General features: G+C 57.5%; 9 protein-coding genes. 7 read left to right on the forward strand and 2 right to left on the reverse strand.

Features of this window, described 5'->3' with window-relative positions:
• The first annotated feature begins 24 nt into the window (after nt 1-24).
• The 4 genes from treR to FFV09_RS21145 all read left to right on the forward strand — a co-directional run bounded on the left by treR (nt 25) and on the right by FFV09_RS21145 (nt 8,059).
• Nucleotides 25-750 (forward strand): trehalose operon repressor, encoded by a 726-nt coding sequence (gene treR, locus FFV09_RS21130; RefSeq protein WP_141449678.1) that lies wholly within the window; start codon nt 25-27, stop codon nt 748-750.
• Nucleotides 751-932: 182 nt separating this feature from the next.
• Nucleotides 933-1,310, forward strand: a complete 378-nt coding sequence (locus tag FFV09_RS21135; protein ID WP_141449679.1) for a BlaI/MecI/CopY family transcriptional regulator — start codon at nt 933-935, stop codon at nt 1,308-1,310.
• A gap of 5 nt (nt 1,311-1,315) precedes the next feature.
• On the forward strand, nt 1,316-3,850 hold the full coding sequence (locus FFV09_RS21140) for a M56 family metallopeptidase (RefSeq protein ID WP_170315104.1): 2,535 nt from the start codon (nt 1,316-1,318) through the stop codon (nt 3,848-3,850).
• 261 nt (nt 3,851-4,111) lie between these two features.
• A complete protein-coding gene (locus tag FFV09_RS21145) occupies nt 4,112-8,059 on the forward strand; it encodes an Ig-like domain-containing protein (RefSeq protein ID WP_141449681.1) in 3,948 nt (1,315 codons plus the stop codon).
• A 136-nt stretch (nt 8,060-8,195) separates the two neighbouring features.
• Here the strand turns inward: FFV09_RS21145 and FFV09_RS21150 are convergent, their stop codons facing one another.
• Nucleotides 8,196-9,074 (reverse strand): amidohydrolase family protein, encoded by an 879-nt coding sequence (locus FFV09_RS21150; RefSeq protein WP_141449682.1) that lies wholly within the window; start codon nt 9,072-9,074, stop codon nt 8,196-8,198.
• The gene (locus FFV09_RS21155; RefSeq protein WP_141449683.1) at nt 9,071-12,265 is read right to left on the reverse strand and encodes a GNAT family N-acetyltransferase; all 3,195 of its coding nucleotides are present in this window, start codon (nt 12,263-12,265) and stop codon (nt 9,071-9,073) included. Before FFV09_RS21155 ends, FFV09_RS21150 begins: the two co-directional genes overlap by 4 nt.
• A gap of 197 nt (nt 12,266-12,462) precedes the next feature.
• Here FFV09_RS21155 and FFV09_RS21160 point away from each other — a divergent pair, with 197 nt between their 5' ends.
• From FFV09_RS21160 to FFV09_RS21170, 3 genes are all read left to right on the forward strand, one after another.
• On the forward strand, nt 12,463-13,749 hold the full coding sequence (locus FFV09_RS21160; RefSeq protein ID WP_141449684.1) for a S1C family serine protease: 1,287 nt from the start codon (nt 12,463-12,465) through the stop codon (nt 13,747-13,749).
• Nucleotides 13,750-13,890: 141 nt separating this feature from the next.
• The gene (locus FFV09_RS21165; protein WP_141449685.1) at nt 13,891-14,370 is read left to right on the forward strand and encodes a CBS domain-containing protein; all 480 of its coding nucleotides are present in this window, start codon (nt 13,891-13,893) and stop codon (nt 14,368-14,370) included.
• A gap of 315 nt (nt 14,371-14,685) precedes the next feature.
• Nucleotides 14,686-15,624 (forward strand): EAL domain-containing protein, encoded by a 939-nt coding sequence (locus FFV09_RS21170; protein ID WP_141449686.1) that lies wholly within the window; start codon nt 14,686-14,688, stop codon nt 15,622-15,624.
• Nucleotides 15,625-15,659: the final 35 nt, after the last annotated feature.

Below are 15,659 nucleotides of genomic sequence, written 5' to 3' on the forward strand. Positions count from 1 at the left end.
GTAAAATGGGTCACGGTGATCAATATGAATAAAAATATCTTTTCGCAAATTTATGGCGATTATACGCAGCGGATCGAGACGGGTCTGCTCAAGACCGGCGTTAAGCTGCCTTCCGAACACGAGATCGCGGAAGAATACGGCACGTCGAGAGAGACCGTTCGCAAAGCGCTGCATCTGCTGTCGCAAAACGGCTATATCCACAAAATCAGGGGCAAAGGTTCGTTCGTGCTCGACATGAACCGGATGGAATTTCCGATCTCCGGCCTCGTGAGCTTCAAGGAGCTGTCGGAACGTCTCGGACGTACCGTGCGTACGCTCGTGCACGAGACGGCCTGCGTGCCGTGCCCGAGAAACGTGGCGCGCCAACTGCAAATTGCGGAGCAGGAACCGATCTGGAAAGTCGTCCGCGCCCGGGAGATCGAAGGGGAAAAAGTCATTTTGGACAAAGATTATTTTCTCGCTTCCGTCATCCCCGAGCTGACCGAGGAGATTGCGAGCCAATCGATCTACGCGTATCTGGAAGGCCAACTGTCGCTCAAGATCGCCTATGCCAAAAAAGAAATTTCGGTGGAACAAGTGTCGGACGAAGACAAGCGGCTGCTGGACCTGGCCCGCGATACGCATATCGTCGTCGTCCGCAACTACGTGCATCTGGAAGACACGACGCTGTTCCAGTACACGGAATCCCGGCATCGGCTGGACAAGTTCCAGTTCGTCGATTTCGCGCGGCGGGTGCAGGCGGAGGAGTGAGAGCGTTCGGGATTCAGACCGGTCGTGCTGGTGAAAAGAAGTCGGAGGAGCCTTTCCCGTTTATGGGGAAGGCTTTTTTTGCCGTGAAAAAAGAACGGACTGCCTTGACAGATCAGGATTACAAATGTAATACTGGTCTCTAGATTACAAGTGTAGTCATGAGTGGACGAGGAGGAACAGACATGGAACAGGCTATCCCCAACATTTCGGACGCGGAATGGGAGATCATGAAAATTTTGTGGGCCGGGTCGCCGCGAACGGCAAACGAGATCATCGAAGCGCTGGAAGGCAGCCGCAGCTGGAATCCCAAAACGGTCCGCACCCTGATCAAGCGCCTGACCGGGAAGAACGCGATCGGCTACACGCAGGAAGGGCGCATCTACGCCTACTATCCGAAAGTGCAGGAAGAAGAATGCGTGCGCTCGGAGACGAATTCGTTTCTCAAGCGCGTGTACGGCGGCACGATGCGGCCGATGCTGGCGCATTTTCTGCGCGACGAGAAGCTGACGAAGGAAGACATCGACGAGCTGCGCAAAATACTGGACGAGCGAAAGGACTGAATGCCGTGCTGAACGCACTGGGAGAACTGTTCCGACAGGTACTGCTGCTGTCGGCGGCCGCAAGCGTCACGGCGCTGCTGATCCTGCTTGTGCGGATACCGCTCAAGAACCGGCTGCATCCGCGCTGGATCTATCTGCTCTGGAGCCTGCTGCTGCTCCGGCTGCTGCTGCCCTGGACGCCGGAAAGCCCGATCAGCGTCTATAACTGGCTGCCGGGGCTGGCGCAGGCCGGCCCGGACCGCTATGCGGCGTCATCGTCGCCGGAGACGGCGTCGACAGCGGCGGACAACCCGGATTATATCCCGGGAGAAGCGGAGTCCGACGTCTCTGCGGACTCCGCCGCGCTGGCGGACGGGGGAAGCCCGGCTGCGCGGTCCGCCGGCGAACCGGCGGATGGCGGCAGCGAAAGCGGCGCAGCGGGAAGTTCAGGCGGCCCCGCTGCCTCGGCACAGCCAGGCGGCGCCGGCGAACCGGGAGCCGCCGCGGACGGCTCGGTCCCGGGCGGCGAAGCCGGCGGTGCCGGCAGCGCGGGACCGGAAGCTGCGCCCGGCAGCGGCGAAGCGCCGTCGCGCCCGGCGGCTGCGCCCGGCGAAGTCGCCGCGCCGCCGGCGACCGCAGGCCCCGCCGCAGCTTCGGCGGCGGACGACCGCGGCGGCCTGGGCCGCGCGCTGCTGCAGGGCTTCGCCCTGCTGTGGCTGCTCGGCGCAGCCGCGGCGCTTGCCTTCGGCCTAAGCGCCCACGCGCGCTTCGCCGCGCGGCTGCGGCAGGATTCCGCCGCCCCGCCGCCGGAGGCGGAGCGCCTGCTGCAGACCTGCCGGCGCGAGATGCGGCTGCGCCGTCCGGTGCGGCTTGAAGTCACCGGGCAGGTCGGCGTGCCGACGCTGCTCGGCGCCGTGCGTCCGCGGCTGCTTCTGCCGCCCCAAGTGCTGACGGAGCTGGACGAGTCCCAGCTCCGCCACGTCATGCTGCATGAATTGGCGCATGCCAAAAGACTGGACGTGCCCGTGAACCTGCTGGCCGCGCTGCTGACGGCGCTGCATCTGTTCAATCCGCTGCTGGCGTACGCGTTTCGCCGAATGCGCGAAGATCAGGAAGTCGCCTGCGACGCGCTGGCGATGAAGAGACTTGAGCCGGACGAACGCCTCGCGTACGGACGCACGATTGTACGGCTGCTCGACTCGATGGCAGTTTCGGCGCCCCTGCCGGGTGCCGTCGGGCTGTCGGGCGGCAAGACCGAAATCAAAAGGAGGTTGATTCTGATCGCTACGCCGCGTACCCAAACTTATCGCAGCGCGATCGTCGGCGCCGCCGTCATGCTGCTGCTGGGCGGCTGCACGTTGACAGGCGCGAAGTGGACCGAGCCGTCGGCGCCGACCGCCGCGGCCGGCGACTCTGCGCTGCCTGGCGCACAGCTCCCCGGTACGGACGCCAATTCGGCCGTCGTTCCTCTCAATGATCCCGCCGAGACGCTGCTGATCGAAGAGAACAGTATTCGCGTCACGTCGCGCGAGACGTCGGAAGGCGGACAGGCGCGCCTGATCCATGTAGGCTTGATCAACGGCGATCAAGCTCGGGGACGTTCCTATCTCTGGGATTCGTCCAACGATCCCGGTCATCCGCCGCGCGCCGATTGGGCCGACGTGAACGACGACGGCATCAAGGAAATCGTGCTTATTCTGGATGTCGGTTCGATTACCGGACAGGAGCTGGAACATATCCATGTGCTGGACCCGTATACGCTGGAAGAACTCGACGTAGCGGATTATCGGGATTTTCGGAACAACAGGTTCACGATCCGTCCCGTACTCGACTACGGAGGCCGTCTCTACGTGGAGGCCGGTCTGAACGGACGTTACCTGACCCGCGCGTACGACAACGATGAAACGCAAGAGGATTCGGATCTGCATTATCCCGGCGTCGCCAAGTACGAAATCGTACGCGACCGGATCGTGGCCCATGCCTACGGCAAATTGTCGGATACGAAATTCCCTGTCCGATTGACGGTCACGTACGGTCCCGACCTGAAGCCGGCCGATACCGTCATGTATCCGACAGGCGACGTGGCTCCTCCTTTTACACAGCAAGAAATCCGGGAACGGATAGACGGGCGGCTGGATACAGCGCAGAGGGACATGATCGAGCAGGGCGGTCTGTACGTCTTCGAGGAAGCCGATGCTGCGGACTCTGCCGCGCTGACGTTGAATTACGCGGTCAATCCGGATACCGGCACGATTTTCGACGCCGCCAAGGGAGGACCGATCGGTACGCTTGCCGTAATCGACGACTCGCCGCCGCCGGATCTGTACGACGGTGCGCTGCCGGACCTTTCCGATCTGTACGACGAAGCTTACGAGACAAAGATCAAGCGGCTGCTGCAGCCGATTCTGACCGCTTCCAGGCTAAAAAAAGACGGGGAAGACTGGGTCGCCGGCTATGCCGGAGACGGAACCGTGCTCGTGAACGTATTGCTCGGCGGAGACAAGCTGACGATCAAAGCCGACCTGTTCACGGGCATGTGGGAAAAAGTCCACACCGAATAACCGGCGAAGATGGCTGATCGAACGTAATATGCAGCTCGTTTACTTCAAACAAAACAACCGGATTTACGAAAAAACCAGTCTTCCAAACGGAAGGCCGGTTTTTTTTGGCTATGAAATTTTATTATTTAATTTTTAAATTTTAACAAAAACAAATAAAAATAATAGAACGAAGTTAAAGATTCGGCATTAATCTAACATCGTTCTCATCATAAAAAGGATCAAAACTTTTATAAAAATCAATCGATAAGTGAGGGGTAAAAAATGTACAGGCTCAAAGGATTCAAAGTTTTTTTGGCGCTGATTGTTTTAGCTTCCGTTTTTGAACTCCACTTCTTCAACTTTCGGCAGCATGCTGAAGCTTCGACCCCCAAGCCATTCAAGATCGCCATTTTGCCGGACACTCAAATGTATGCCCGCTACAAAGCGGAAATTTTCAATGCACAGACCGAATGGATCAGGCAGTACCGATATAGCGAGAATATTGCTTTTACGACTCATCTCGGAGACATTGTGGACCAAAGTGATAAAGAAGAACAATGGATCAATGCGGACAAAGCGATGAGAACTCTGGATGACGCCAAAATCCCCTATGGATACGTAGCCGGAAATCATGATATCCAGGAGCGGGCAGATGATGATAAGCGTAACGACCGCGATAAGTGGAATACGCTGTTTTTGAAATATTTCAAACCGGCGAGCCGGATGGCTAACAAAGATTATTCCGGTTTTGGAGGGGCCTCTCCAAGCGGATACAGCTCTTATTATACATTCGACGGTGCAGGCAAAAAGTTTTTGGTGTTGTGCCTGGATTGGCGAGCCGGAGACACGACCCTTTCATGGGCGAATGAAATATTGAACAAGAACCCCGCTTTACCTACGATTCTGGTCACTCATCAAATGTTGAATACGAGTTCGGACGGTAAAACTGCCATTATGACGGATAACGGACAGAAAATGTGGGACCGGCTCGTCAAAGGAAATGATCAGATTTTCCTGACTTTAAGCGGTCATCATCACGGTTCTGCCCATATGGTCAGAAAAAACGATCAAGGGCGCGATGTACTGATGTCTCTTATCGATTATCAGGGCTACTACATGGGCGGTAACGGGGTCATGCGTACACTGAACTTTGATTTGGAAGCCGGGACGATCGCAGCCAGAACTTTTTCGCCCTGGGTGATGAACATCCCGCAAAGCCAACGAGACAAAACTTACGATGTGGAAGAAATCAAAGACGAGAATAACGCGTTCACGATCAAGATGGATTTCAAAGAACGATTCAAAGGGATCTGGGACTCGCAAAACGTGCTTCCTCAAGCGGCCCCTGTTACTTTTAGCGCCAGTGAAGGCAAAACGCTGCATGCCCAACTGAAAGCGGCAGATGCCAACTCGGATTCATTGATCTATTCCATTACGGCTCAACCCAAGCTTGGGCAGGTGAAAATGACGGATCAGACCGCCGGAACGTTTGCCTATACCCCGAACGCCGGACAATCAGGGACAGACACCTTCACCTTCAAAGTAAGCGACGGATTCGGCGATTCTATAGAAACGGAAGCGACGATTAAAGTCCGTAAAGCTGCCGCGGGAAATGGAGAACTTGCCCATTGGCTGTTCCAAAAGCCGTCAGACGGTACATTCAATGTGAAAGATATAACGGGCAACGGAAACGACTTGTATCTGGTGAACACGGGGAAGGAAGATGTAAAAGACATTTACGTCGATTGGTCATCCGATCATTCCATGCTGTCCAAAAGCAGCGGGAGTATCGAGTTTGCTTCGGCCGGTAAAAGTCCCAAAGAATTGTCTTATTTGCGTACTCGTGACGAAGCTTCCTTAAACAAAGAAGAGTTTCGTAAAGGTTATACGGTCGAAGCGTTTTTCCGGATTAGAGAAAATTTCGATGCTGCCAAAAACGGGTGGATGAGCATGCTGGCCCGTGGAGCAAGTGGAAGAAACGCCGGGAAATCGGATGGTGAATCCCAAGAACCGATAGCCACTTTGTCCATTTCCACCTTAAAAGAATTGCAGTGGGCTTCTTATCCGACGAATCAAAATACGATGAAAACAAGCTGGTCGGGAGAACAATTTTTCAACTGGATTCACGTAGCCGTAGTCAACGATACCCGTTCCACCAAAATGTATGTGAATGGCTCACCGGTTCTGCGCAACGACGAAGGCGGGGGAGGAGAATCGCTTGGCATTGCGGCCGCAAAGATCGACGGCAAATATGCGCCCTGGATTGTCGGAGGCAAACAATACAACAATGTATTTGAAAAAGGATTCAACGGATGGATCAGCGAAATGCGAATCACCGATCATGCGTTGGATTTTTCCGAGTTTTTGATCAATGAAAATGAGCCGCCGGTCACGAAAAACAGGGAAGTCACGACCGATCAAAATACGCCTTACACACAAAAACTTGAAGGCTCGGATCCGGATGCCGGCTTGCTGACCTACAGTATTGTAGCTCAACCAAACTTTGGCAAAGTGGAGTTGAATGGGCAAACAGGAGAGTTTACCTACACGCCCAACCTTGATTACAAAGGGACGGACCGTTTTACGTATCGGGCTTACGATGGGAAAACGTATTCTAATGAATCGGAAGTAAAAATAACAATAAACGGAAACACCGCCCCTCAAGCGTATGACGATACTTTCCAAGTCGATCTGCAGCAAAACGTACAAGGTACGCTAAGAGCAGCGGATACAGAAAAAGACAAGCTGGTTTACGAAATATTGAAGCAGCCCGCAAAAGGGATATTGAAGTTAACGAATGCCTCTACCGGACAATTCTCCTATACACCTGATCCGAACGAATCGGGCATCGATTATTTCACCTTCCAGGTTACCGATGGCAAGAACAAATCTACGGAGGCGACAATTATTATAGAAATCGGCTCTGCATCCCGCAGCGAGCTGGATTGGAAAATCTCGAATTTGGAATATGACATAGCCGAAAATCAGGTATTGGAAGGAACCGTTTCCGATTCGGTCTACAATCGAAGGTTGAAAAACATTCAGAAGATTGAACTTTTGAGGCTTCCGGAGAACGGAACGGTTACGGTCACCGACCAGACTTACGGAAATTTTGTATACACCCCGCATCCGGGGACAAGCGGATTGGATCTGTTTACGTTTCGTATCGGGGACGGACAGAAAATAAGTAAAGAAGGCATCGTATTCATCCGTGTTCGAGCGAAAACAAAGCTGCAAGTCACCCCTCTCAATCTGCAAACGACGATGAATCGAACCGTGCAAGGGCGGATGGAGGTTAGCGGAACAAAACCAAGCGAGATTCTGTACAGCGTGGTGGAACAGCCGAAATCAGGTAAATTAACCGTGACCGACTCTGTCTATGGCACTTTTATGTACGAACCCAATCAAGGATTTGTCGGAAATGATACATTTACTTACAAAGCGGCAGCTGGAGGAAAAGTTTCGGAGATCGGACAGGTCCGTATTCGGATTACAGATCCGAGGATTCCTCCAACAGAGAGTGTCCCGTTTGTTGATCCTCCGCCCAACCAAGAAAGACCAAACGTTCCAAGCGTCGAAAAAAAACCTGAAGCCAGCAAAGATGGGGAGAAAGAGTCAGACGCTGCATCGGAAAACGAAACGCCTGTGCAAGAACCGAAAACGCCGCAGCCAACAATTTCCCCGACGATTCCTGCTGCACCTTTTAAAGATGTAAGCGGACATTGGGCTCAAACGGCAATCGAACGAATTCATGCCGCAGGAATGATTAAGGGATATTCGAACGATACCTTCAGGCCTGACCTGAAAATGACACGTGCAGAGTTTGTCACGCTCTTGCTGCGCGGACTCGGACAAGAAGCGTCTACAAACAACCCGATATTCAAAGACATGCAGGGGCATTGGGCCAAGGAAGGGGTACAAAAAGCGGTTGAACTGGGTATCGTTGAAGGAAAGGGAGGATCATTATTTGATCCGCAGCGGTTGATTTCGCGAGAGGAGGCTGCGGTCATGATTGCTCGGGGAGTGAAGATTCCTGCTTCTGCGGAAGATACGACTTCTTTTATCGACCAATCTTCTATTTCAAAGTGGGCCGTTTCGTCCGTGGATGCCTTGGCAAATCACCAAATCATTCTGGGATCCGAGAACCGGTCGTTTCTGCCGGCCAAGTCTATAAGTCGAGCGGAAGCCGCTGTCCTTTTGTCCAGACTCATAGATAAGAATTTGCTGTAATTGTTTGGTTTGGACCGTTATCCCCTCATGTGCACCCCGTACAATAAACATTGGAAAACCCGGTGGGTAGACCCATGAATATTGTACGGGGTGCTTTTTTCATGGCAGGAAAACAAGCCTCTGGATCACGCCGTCGTCAGTCCGCCGGAAGCTGCTCTTTGAGCTTCGGGAACACGTCGAGCGCGTTTTGGTAGAACACGTGATGCCAATATTTTTCCGGAATGAGATGCTTCACGAACCGGATATACGAGTCGATCGGGATCAGCGGCCAGTCGGTGCCGAACACGAGCCGGTCGTACCGCTCCGCGAACACGATCGCCCGTTTGAAATGGTCGACGTAGGTCTGCTCGGTCAGCATGCGGGTGATTTTGTCGTCGTCGCCGACGAACCAGCCGGACAAGTCCGCGTACAGATTCGGGTTTTTCTCCAGCATGGCGGCGGTGTCCATCACCCACGGATCGCCGAGATGGCAGATCATGAAGGTAAGGTCCCGGTGCTCAAGCAGTGCTTCTTCCATCGACAGCGGATGCGAATATTTCAGCAGCCCGCGGTCGGAGTAGGTGAGGCCGCCGTGAATGACGATCGGAAGCTTGTAGCGGGCAGCCAGCGTGTAGACCGGATCGTAGATCGGGTCGTTGACGGCAAAATGGTAATAGCCCGCGTACAGCTTGATGCCGACCGTCTTCGGATGCTGAAGCGAACGTTCCAGCGCTTCGAGCTGGCCCGGTTCGTGCAGCGTATGCGGATTGATGCCGGCGCATTCGAACACGTTCGCCGGCAGCGTGTCGAGCGTGCCGCCTCCGAGGTCCAGTCCCATCGGATTGGCCGACGCGTGATCGGGGAACCCGCCCGGGGTCGTCTCGGTCACGCCCATGCCGACGGCGGCCACGACGCCGGCCCGGCGGAATTCTTCCGCCAGCCCTTCCGGCGTATAGCTCAGGCGCGACACGTCGGCGGCCGTCTGATGGAAACTTTCGATTTCGGAGTAATGGATATGGGCATCGATGATTTTCATGATGAAGTCTCCTCCCGTTCAAAAGAAATACGGCGCAGCGCAAGCAGTTCGTCTTCTTGCGGATCAAGGTCGGTCAGCACGTAGAAATACGATCCGGCGAAGCTGCGCGCGCCTTCGCGTCCGTCGAAGCGGTCGTCGTAAGCGATACCGGCCAGTTCGTTCAGCAGCACGGCATACTGGCGCAGAGGGCCTTCAACGCCCGGAACGACGATCAGCCGTTCTTCGCGCTCGGCGGAGAACAGGCGCAGCACGCCTTCGAACTCCAGGTCGATATCGTATTTGCCCGTTTTGTACACGATCGGTTCGCCGCGGGAATCCCGCACTTCGAACCGTCCGTCTGTCAGGTCGGCCGAGCTGGAGAAGAACGCGCCTTTGTTCAGGAAAGCGTTGACGATCGGCAGGCCGCTGTGCTGCTCGACTTCGGTCGTATAGGCCATAACCGGCGAACCGGGACGCAGCAGGAAATATTGGTGGTACGACAGTCCTTTGAGCGTTTCGCTGCGCTCGATACGTACCGTCAGCTTGAGCCCCGACCAGACGCTGCCGAAGTTGTCCGTCAATTCGGCGAAGTCCGCTTCGATCGTCTCTTCGAGCACCGAGCGATCCGTCATGCCGTCCGGTACGCTTGCGATTCCGCCGAACCACGGGTTCCAGAACGATTTCGGCCCGGCCTGCGGGAAAGAAGAATCCAGCCATTCGCGTCCGTGATACCGCAGCGAATACAGCGCCGGCCCGAAAGACGGCGATACGCGCAGCGTCACGATGCCGTTGCTGGCTTCGAATACGTCCAGTCCCTGATCGGTCACTTTACTCGTGCGTACCGGCGCCGCGTCGTCCGCGGCGGGGAAGACCAATTGGCGGCGGCGCAGCGAGAACGCGCCCATATCGAAATCGAAGGCGACGATATCCGCTTCCGGACGTTCCGCCAGCTCGATCTGCCGCGAGACTCGGCGCTGTTCGAGATCGGGGTCCGCATGCAGTTCGTCCGCCGCGATCGACCCCCGATCGGAAGACAGCCGCAGCGTGCCGTTCAGATTTACTTCCTTGCGTTCAAGCAGCTCGGCTTCGAAGACGCCCGGCAGGAACGGATTGCCTCCGTGCAGCGAAGCTTCGAGATGCTCGCTTTTGCGAGGCGGCGCATGCGCCGCGCGCGTTGCGGCGGACGGCGGCCAGGCCTGATACGGCATCAGGCCGCCGCTTTCCAGCGCATGGGCGCGCAGGTTGCGCCAGTCCGCGAACGTGTTCACGAACACGCGCAGCGGAGCGGTTCGAATCGTTTCGCCGGGCGCAAGTGCCCCGACCGGCTGTTCGAACGCGTACTGCCAGCGGTCGCGCACCGGCCGCAGCTCCTGCGGCCAGACCAGTCCGCAGGTCGACGTCGGCCAGCGGAAGAAGATCCAGTTCTCGGTGAGCTTCTCCGGCTTCCAATACTCTTTGAGCAGCGCGTCCGCGCCGGTACCGAGATCGACGAACGTGCCGTCGTAAGGCAGCACCGCTTCCCGGAACGGGACCGGCAGCGCAAGCTTGAGCTTCAGATCGTGCGGCAGCGGTTGTTCGCCGACGCTTGCTACGCGGTGCGACACCTGCAGGGCGCCGCCCGGAGCCAATACGGCGATCAGCGTCAGGCGCAGGCCGGACGGCTCCTGCCATTCGTAGTCGGCTTCGAGCGCGATGTCTTCGCCGCGCCGCTCGAACCGGACGTCGGACGGCTTATGCTCGACGAAGCGGTCGCTGTACGGAGGACCGAGCTTCGGCAGATTGAACGAGAACGGCGCTCCCTGCTGCCCGGCGGTCCGCAGGCTGAGCCGGTTGTCCGATTTGTGCAGGTGCATCGTGACGGGGCCGCTGCCCGCGATCCATTCGCGCGGCGTCTCGCCGTGGAAGATGCCGAAGGGTCCGGGGAACGCCGCTTCCAGCTCGCCGCGGACCTCGAAGCGTTCGCCGCCGGATAACACCGCGATCCGCACGTCCGAAGCCGCGATTCCAGGTTGATGCACGAGCGCATGCAGCTTCGCTGTAGCCCGCCCGCCCGCGGGCAGGTTCAGCCGCAGCGAGGATGGACGGAACGAGACGTCGCCGGATTCCGGCAGGAACACTTCGATCTCGGCGTCTTCCGCGAAGCGGCTCTCGAAGCCGATCTGCAGCTCGTTTTCGCTGCCCGGATCGACGAGCGCAGACGCGATCACCGTCGTCAGCTTGATCGGGAACACCGGCGCGACGCCGGTCTTGAACGAAGCCGAGCGGCCGTTGATCGTCACGTCCGCTTCGACGCCGGGATGCGTCCGCTGGGCGCTCGGTTCTTCGGGCCTTTCCTTCAGTTCGAACAGGCCCTGAATCTCGCGAAGACTTCCGGCTTCCGTCAGCTTGACCGATTCGTTCAGGCCGAACGATACGCCTTTGCCGTTCTTGCCGACGATCTGTACATCGAGCGGAGCTCCGCTTTTGTTCACGATCCGGTACGTGACCGGATAGCTGCGCCCGAACGGCAGTCGATGCCGCTCGATCACCGTCTCGATCGCGTAGTCGTCCGTCTCGATCCGGCGCAGGCCGCGTCCGGTACGCTCGAACTGCATGCTCAGGCTGCGCCCGTCTTTTTCCCAGAGGTAAGTGAAAAAGTCGAACCCGTTCTCCCGGTCGCCGTCGGGATACACCGACAGGTCGCGCTTGCCGTCCGCGTACCAGTCCGCCGTCTCGAAGAACGGGGCGACCGCGTCCGTATTCAGCACGCTCGGGATAAAGTTCATCAAATGCGTCGTATCGTCGCGTTTTTCCCAGAAAAATCCGCACTTTTTGTACGCCGGCACGGCTTTGGTATTGCCCGCCCACGTGTACAGGTCCAGCCGCGGCCAGCCCATCTCGATCGTGCGGCGGACCGCGTTGAGCACAAGCGCTTTGCCGACTTTTTGCCCATGGTAATCCGGCCGCACGTTAAGCAGCGGGATATACAGGGCGCCTTCGTCTTCCTGATAATAGGAAAAGCTGCAGAAGCCGGCGACGACGTCGCCGTCGAGCGCGAGGAACGTCTGCATATCGGTACTGCGTTCCTGCTTCGTCCGCGTTTCTTCTTCCGTATGTACGTAGCTGTCGCCGCCCCAGCTCTCGCTGCTGCGGTTCCACATCTCGGCCAGCGAAGCGGCATGTTTCGGTTCGTATTCGACGATCCGGATGCGGGTTGTTTCATTCTGGCTCATAGTGGGCCTCCTTGCCTGGCTTGCTTTGGAATGTATGACACTCCACCAGTATAAACGGGAACTGGATGCAATTCCAGAAAGAGCCGATTGTGATCGGGCGAATATCCGTTTACCGCTTACTTTCTGCGGGTATGAGTGACTAGGAAGAAATGGCGCAGGGAGCTGCGCACTCTACACAGCGGAAAGGATGGATGTCAATGGAATATCGCAACAACGGACCGGAAGGCGGCGGCAATCGCCGCAGGGGAGGAAGCCGCTGGGGGTATCTGCTGTCGAGCCTGGTCGGGCTCGTGATCGGGGCGCTGCTCGTGACGCTGATTCTGCCGCGCACGGGACTGCTCGACCGCGCCACGTCGGCGCAGCCGGAAGCGCAAACGGCGGCGCAGCCGGTGTCCAATCCGGCCGAGACGCCGGAGACGACGGAGACGACCAATACGGCCGAGACGCCTGCGGCGGAGCCGACTTCCCTGACGCTCACGGAAGGCACGGACGTGCCGGGCGTCGTGGAGCGTATCGGCGGAGCCGTCGTCGGAATCACCAATATTCAGAGCCGCGGCGGCAGCGGAATGTTCGGCATGCAGGAAGACGCGAGCGGCGTGCCGGTCGGCACCGGTTCGGGCGTCATCTATAAGAAGGAAGGCGATCTCGCCTACATCGTCACGAACAATCACGTCGTAACGGGTTCCAACCAGCTCGAAGTGACGCTTGCCGACGGCACGGACGTTGAAGGCACGCTGGTCGGCACCGATATCTGGACCGACTTGGCCGTCGTGACGATGGACGCTTCGGCGGCGGATACGGTCGTCGAATTCGGCGACTCGTCGGCGCTCAGAGCCGGCCAGCCGGTCATCGCGATCGGCAATCCGCTCGGCCTCGAATTTGCCGGTTCGGTCACGACCGGCGTCGTGTCGGGCCTCGAACGCATCGTGCCGGTCGACGTGAACGAAGACGGGCAGCCGGACTTCCAGTCGGAAGCGATCCAGACGGATGCGGCGATCAATCCCGGCAACAGCGGCGGAGCGCTGCTGGATGCAACAGGCAAGCTGATCGGTATCAACTCCGCCAAGATCAGCACGGAGACGGTGGAAGGGATCGGTCTGGCGATTCCGATCGATATCGCGGTGCCGATCATCGAGCAGCTGGAAGCAAACGGCGAAGTGCAGCGGCCGACGATGGGCGTGACGACGGTCGATCTGGCTTCGATTCCGTCGGCGTATTACGAGACCGAGATCGGGCTGCCGGCGGACGTCACGACCGGAGCGGTCGTGCAGCGCGTGCTGCCGAACTCGGCCGCTTCGCAGGCGGGACTGCGCCCGCTCGACGTCATTACGCAGGTCGACGGGCAGCCGGTCGAAAATTCCGGCGACCTGCGCCAGCATCTGTTTACGGAAAAGCGGGTCGGCGACCAGATGGAAGTGACGTTCTACCGGGACGGACAGCAGCAGCAGGTGACGCTGTCGCTCACGGACAATTTGCGAATCTGAACGGGGGAAGCCGCGCATTCGCGCGGTTTCTTCTTTTTTTGTCAAAAGAAAGCGTTTACCAAAAAGAGGACAAGGAGTAAACTGGAAGTATCACCTGTCCGAATTGTCATTTCATCCTCATACGGAAAGAGGGAGAATCCGATGAAAGTACGGGATTTTATGATCAAAGACGTGCATACCGTGAACGAGAACGCGAAAGTGTCCGACATTTTGCAGCTGTTCGTATCGAAGCGGATCAACGGCGCTCCGGTCGTCGACGAAGCGGGCCGGCTGATGGGCATGGTGAGCGACGGCGACATTTTGCGCTACATCAATCCGAGCCGCCAGACCGTCTACGATATGTTCAGCTACGTGTTCGTCCAACAGCCGGAAGAACTCGAAGAAGCGCTGTCGTACAAGACCGGGACGCCGGCTCGTAAAATCATGAAGAAAAACGCGCAGTTCGTGTCGCCGGATCAGGATCTGGAAGAAGCGTTAGGCATTCTGGCCAAGCATCACTTCAAGAAGCTGCCGGTCGTCAACGCGGACAAGCAGGTCGTCGGCGTGATCAGCCGCGGCGACCTGCTCAAGCAGATCGCGACCCGGCTGAACGAACTGAACCGGGATACCGTCGGCAGCTGAACGTTCTTTTTTGCGGCCGGAACGAAGATGTTAACGAACCTATGAACGAACATGGCCCGTTCTTTTTCGTCCGCGCAGGCGGCGACACGGAACGGGCCTTTTGTCGTGCATAAAAAAGGATATAAAAGGAAAATCCAGCCGAATCGTCTCTCGCCGCTGCCATTTACCCGGGACGGAAGGCTTGGAAACGAGCTTCGTTAACAGAGGTTTTACACTCCGTTGACGCTTGCTTGGTGTACGGGTGTTACGATAGACGCATAGAGATGCTCGAATCCAATTCCAGCCTCGATTCTACGGACATCAGGTGAACTTATAATGAAATTCCCGCTTTTGGCGTCTGCCCTGACCTCGGCCTGCCGCGATCTTTCGGAGACCGTTCAAGCTTCGGTCCGGACATACGGCAAATCCAGAGAGCTGCACCGGATCGTTCAGGGCCGCAAGCTGTCGACTTTTTTCCAGCCTATTTTGAATTTGCAGGACGGGAGCTGTCTCGGTTACGAGGTGCTGAACCGTCCTCCGGTCTCGAATCGTTTTCCCGATACCGAAGCTTTCTACGACTACATCGGCCGCACCGACCGGGTGTTCGAATTCGAACGCTACTGCCGCGAGACTTCGTTCGAGCGGTTTGAAGCGGCGCGCCGGCGCCTTCGGCTGCCGGGCGAAGACTCGGACGAAGTCGTGTTCATCAACGTGCATCCGATGGTGCTGGCGGACGCGGCTTATCGCGCCGGCGAGACCGTGCGGCTTCTCCGAAGGCTCGGCCTGCCGCCCGAACGGGTCGTGTTCGAATTGACGGAGAAGCAGGCCGTCAGCGATTACGCGGAGTTCGAGCGCGTGCTGTCGAACTACCGCGCGCAGGGTTTCCGCATCGCGGTCGACGACGCCGGTTCCGGCTACAACAGCCTGCAGACCATCGTCAATCTCAAGCCGGAATTCATCAAGCTCGACAAGTCGCTTATTCGCGACCTGCACAAGCACGAAGACCGGCAGCGCATGGTCAAGCTGCTGCAGGAGTTTGCCGCGGGCTCGGGCACTTCGATTATCGCCGAAGGGATCGAGAACCGCGCGGAAGCCGAGCTGCTGCGGCGGGAAGGGATCGAATACGGGCAGGGCTACGCGCTCGGACGGCCCGATCCGGACTTGAAGCCGGCCCGTTTTCCGCGCGAAGAGCGCGAAGAAGTGCCGGTCTGTCCCGATTCGATCAAGGCTGCCGTGCCGAAGCCCGATATAAAGCCCAGGGGCCGCTTCGCTTGAAGCCGTCCGTGGGCCGTTTGATGAAGGAGAGAGGA

It is taken from the genome of Saccharibacillus brassicae, from assembly GCF_006542275.1.
GTDB lineage: Bacteria > Bacillota > Bacilli > Paenibacillales > Paenibacillaceae > Saccharibacillus > Saccharibacillus brassicae.